The organism is uncultured Ligilactobacillus sp. (genome assembly GCF_948826705.1).
GTDB lineage: Bacteria > Bacillota > Bacilli > Lactobacillales > Lactobacillaceae > Ligilactobacillus.
The window spans coordinates 1-3,282 of the sequence record NZ_CAQLEL010000022.1 but is presented as its reverse complement, the minus strand read 5'-3'; the positions used below and the strand labels follow the sequence as shown (position 1 = coordinate 3,282).

At 38.1% G+C, this 3,282-nt stretch carries 8 protein-coding genes; all 8 read left to right on the top strand.

Annotated features, from left to right (window positions below; translation table 11 throughout):
- Positions 1-11 precede the first annotated feature (11 nt).
- Entirely contained in the window at positions 12-137 is a 126-nt protein-coding gene (locus Q9Q35_RS01395; RefSeq protein WP_304651809.1) for a RusA family crossover junction endodeoxyribonuclease, read from the top strand.
- A 388-nt stretch (positions 138-525) separates the two neighbouring features.
- Positions 526-750: a hypothetical protein gene (locus Q9Q35_RS01390; protein WP_119448331.1), complete on the top strand. Its 225-nt coding sequence runs from the start codon at positions 526-528 to the stop codon at positions 748-750.
- Positions 747-941, top strand: a complete 195-nt coding sequence (locus tag Q9Q35_RS01385; protein WP_119448330.1) for a hypothetical protein — start codon at positions 747-749, stop codon at positions 939-941. The genes Q9Q35_RS01390 and Q9Q35_RS01385 overlap by 4 nt, the downstream gene beginning before the upstream one ends.
- A gap of 82 nt (positions 942-1,023) precedes the next feature.
- The gene (locus Q9Q35_RS01380) at positions 1,024-1,470 is read left to right on the top strand and encodes an ArpU family phage packaging/lysis transcriptional regulator (protein ID WP_119448329.1); all 447 of its coding nucleotides are present in this window, start codon (positions 1,024-1,026) and stop codon (positions 1,468-1,470) included.
- 320 nt (positions 1,471-1,790) lie between these two features.
- Positions 1,791-1,916 (top strand): hypothetical protein, encoded by a 126-nt coding sequence (locus tag Q9Q35_RS01375; protein WP_304651808.1) that lies wholly within the window; start codon positions 1,791-1,793, stop codon positions 1,914-1,916.
- A gap of 7 nt (positions 1,917-1,923) precedes the next feature.
- Positions 1,924-2,118: a hypothetical protein gene (locus Q9Q35_RS01370; protein WP_119448328.1), complete on the top strand. Its 195-nt coding sequence runs from the start codon at positions 1,924-1,926 to the stop codon at positions 2,116-2,118.
- A gap of 468 nt (positions 2,119-2,586) precedes the next feature.
- The gene (locus Q9Q35_RS01365) at positions 2,587-2,850 is read left to right on the top strand and encodes a hypothetical protein (RefSeq protein ID WP_304651807.1); all 264 of its coding nucleotides are present in this window, start codon (positions 2,587-2,589) and stop codon (positions 2,848-2,850) included.
- A gap of 37 nt (positions 2,851-2,887) precedes the next feature.
- Positions 2,888-3,282, top strand: a 395-nt coding sequence (locus Q9Q35_RS01360; RefSeq protein ID WP_304651806.1) for a terminase small subunit, incomplete at its 3' end; no start/stop codon positions are given.

Here is a 3,282-nt window from a genome sequence, read left to right as displayed (position 1 = left end):
TGGATAATTACATCAAAAGTACGTTAGACGCCTTAAACGGCATTTTATGGACAGATGACGCACGCATAGTTGATCTACATGCACACAAGTATTACTCCGATGATCCGCATATCGAGATCACGGTGACAGAGTTGTAAGACATGTGGTGGGTGGGAAGTGCAAGACTAATTACAATTTGACACATATTACAGTAAATACCTCCTTTAGATTTTTGATACAACGACAGTTTTGCACTAGGGTCTTACAAATCAGGTCAGTAGTTGCTGAATAAGTGCTACTGATCATTATCGGCTAAGTTTTGCGAGTGGGCTTAGCTGATGAACAATTACAAAAAGACTAACTCAAACATTGCTCAAACACTCGCAGGATCTTAAGCTGATCTGTTTAGATACTCACAACATTAGACAGTAAAGCGCAGGATCACTAGAACTAAATCATAGCCTCACAAAGGACGTCTAAGCGGTTCGAGCCCGCTTGTGGGGCATTTGCCTTGAGCAATAAATAAAACGCATAGGAGAAAAGATTATGGACCAAATTGAGCAAATCGTGAGTGGCTTAATGATGCCAATCAAAAAAGAAGTCAATGACGCTTATTATTATGGGAGACATCCAGAAGATAGCCGAAAGGTGCTAGATGAGCTTGAAACAAAGTTGTCATCTCAATTAGCAAGGCAATATGTTAAAGGTTGGGATGCAGGACGAAAAGCTTTAGTCCAAGAGCTACAGAAAGGGATAGGTGGTCACAAATGAAGAAGGTAGAACCATTATCTTTAGTTGAAAAGTTATTCGTGACGGTGTTCGTGCTAATAGCATTTTATTTCACGGTTACAGGCGATTGGAACTTTGCCTTTTTTACGTTACTTATGGCGATCATTGCATTTATGTGGTTTATCACTAAATGGCTATGCTTCATTGCAGAACTTCTTTTAAACAAGAAGTAGGGTGAAAAAAGCGCAGTGATCACTCACCACGCTCTCCCAATAAAATTCAACAACTCATTATAACATAAGGGAGAGCGAAAACATGGAATTATCAAGTTTATTTCCTGTGGTCGATGAACGTGCGACGGCTAAAAAAGTAAAAAAATTTTTCGAGAAAGATTTTGAAAGATTGTTACGTCTTGCAGATGAGCAAACAAGCTTTTTTCGCTCACCTAATTACGATGGCATGCCTAAATCGCCCAGCACGATCAACGGGCAAGAAGAGTCTGCTATCAAGTACATTACAAGTGACAGCGCTAGAGCAAAAAGTATCTTAAAAGATATCGATGTCGCTATCAATCACTGCAGTAAAACAAATCAGATCATCTTATTTTATCGCTATATTGAATGTTGGCCAGATTGGCGAGTAGCTCAAGAAGTCAAATACAGCACGACACGATATAACGAATTGAAGATCGCAGCGCTAGTAGAGTTTGCTGAGCGTCTGTGCGTACAAGAAAATCGTATCGATTTGAGAGAAATAAAATAATCGAAAAAGTCCGAAAAATCGGGCTTTTTTTGTAAAAACTATTGACTTTTATATGTTAATAACATATAATATAAATATAAGGTTGAGGGAGGTGAGAATTTGAGACCAAGGCGAGAAAAACATAAAAAAGAGTCGCTTATCAAGTTACTATCCGAAATGTCGTTGCAAGTTATTAGCGTGATTGCAACGATAACGACAGCCCTGCAAGGCATCGAATGGATAATAAAAGTTGTTAAGCAACTCCTAAACAAATAAAAATTTGAAATGAAAGGGGGTGGTCGCCCCTTTATTTCAGTATAACTAAGAAAGGATGAAAAGTCATGGATAAACTAAAGAAATTTAATAAGCGACTATCACAATTCAACATTGGTATGCTGAAAGTCATTGGGGTGATTTACCTGGTAGGAAGTATTTTGTGGTTAGTTGCAAAGATTTTAGGAAAGTAGGATAAATATGCCTAAAGTTAGCAAGGCTCAGCAAAGAGCTACAGAAAAGTATCAAGCCAAAAATAAAGAGCAACAGCGAGTATATCGCTATCGGTCATATGCTCGTAAGTTTATCAGAGATATTGCAAACGAAAATGATTTGAAAGAACTTCAAGAATCGATTGAACAACGTCTAAAAGAAATTCAAAAAGCGTCAAGTTAGCGTCAAAGTTACGTCAAGTTATAGTCAAAATAGCGAAGAAATGTAGTCATCATATCATGCTAAGATGATATTGTTCCCGAATTGGGGATGAGTTTGATTATTTACTTTGAGAATATCTTAAGTGTACGCTGACGTGCTAAAGCGTCACTAAATAAGTTTAGCGTGTGGGCGCGATAAGTCCTTGCCACGTAAATGCCGAGAGTGGCAAAATGGCCCGGTATTGAAGAGTAGTGTAATGCTAGCCGGTTCGAGTCCGGCCTGGGTCTTTATTTTAATAGTATTATAAAGTCAGATTAACGGCTGGCTTTTTATTTTGCAGAAAGGAAGCAATATGAAACAGACAAAAGACGCTGGTCTTGTGAGCTGTGGCTTGGAAGAATATTTGATTAATAAGCTTGATCGTGAGATTAGCAAGAAAGACGACGAGAAGAAGTAATTTAAGCAAATTTCAAATTGGGGGTGATCCAGTTGCAATGGTTACAAAACGGCTGGACATGCTTTGAAATGGTATTTAATGACGGAAATGTAGTTACGTTCAAGGGGCTTCCTTGCATCGGTTGGGAGAATATAAAGTATTTTGACGAACAAGGAAACAAAATCTCATATAAAGAATTGAAACGAAAATATGGTTACTGTGAGTTTTTAAGTTCATTTGATGAACGTGGCAGACGTATATTTGTGTCTGGTAGTGAATCAAAATGGTTAGAGTATATTAAAAATCTCAAGCAGTAATAAAAAATAAGATTACTTTGGAGGTGGGTGATATGAAGTGAGTCGCATTGAAGATGCTGAAAAAGACTACTTATCTGGGATGAAGTATAAGGATATTGCCGAAAAGTATGGCGTGTCACTTAATACTGTCAAATCTTGGAAAAGTCGCAATGGTTGGCAAAGGGATGCAACCAAGAAAAAGGGTGCACACAAAAAGTCAAAAAGGGTGCACACAAAAAAGAGCAAAGTTGCACAGGCAAGAAGTCCAGATGTAATCGATGAGCTAGTAGAAAATGATGAGCTAAAAGACCGTCAGAAAGCCTTTTGCCTGTATTATTTGCAACGTTACAATGCTACTTGGGCGTATCAAAAAGCGTATGGCGCTGACTATGAAACGGCTAGAAGAAATGGTCACAGATTGCTGACAAATGCTGACATAAAAAAGCAACTCAC

Excerpts from the sequence above, each read along its gene's own strand:
- Q9Q35_RS01375 (WP_304651808.1), top strand. The coding sequence starts at position 1,791 with ATGGATAAACTAAAGAAATTTAATAAGCGACTATCACAATTCAACATT.
- Q9Q35_RS01385 (WP_119448330.1), top strand. The coding sequence starts at position 747 with ATGAAGAAGGTAGAACCATTATCTTTAGTTGAAAAGTTATTCGTGACG.
- Q9Q35_RS01390 (WP_119448331.1), top strand. The coding sequence starts at position 526 with ATGGACCAAATTGAGCAAATCGTGAGTGGCTTAATGATGCCAATCAAA.
- Q9Q35_RS01380 (WP_119448329.1), top strand. The coding sequence starts at position 1,024 with ATGGAATTATCAAGTTTATTTCCTGTGGTCGATGAACGTGCGACGGCT.
- Q9Q35_RS01370 (WP_119448328.1), top strand. The coding sequence starts at position 1,924 with ATGCCTAAAGTTAGCAAGGCTCAGCAAAGAGCTACAGAAAAGTATCAA.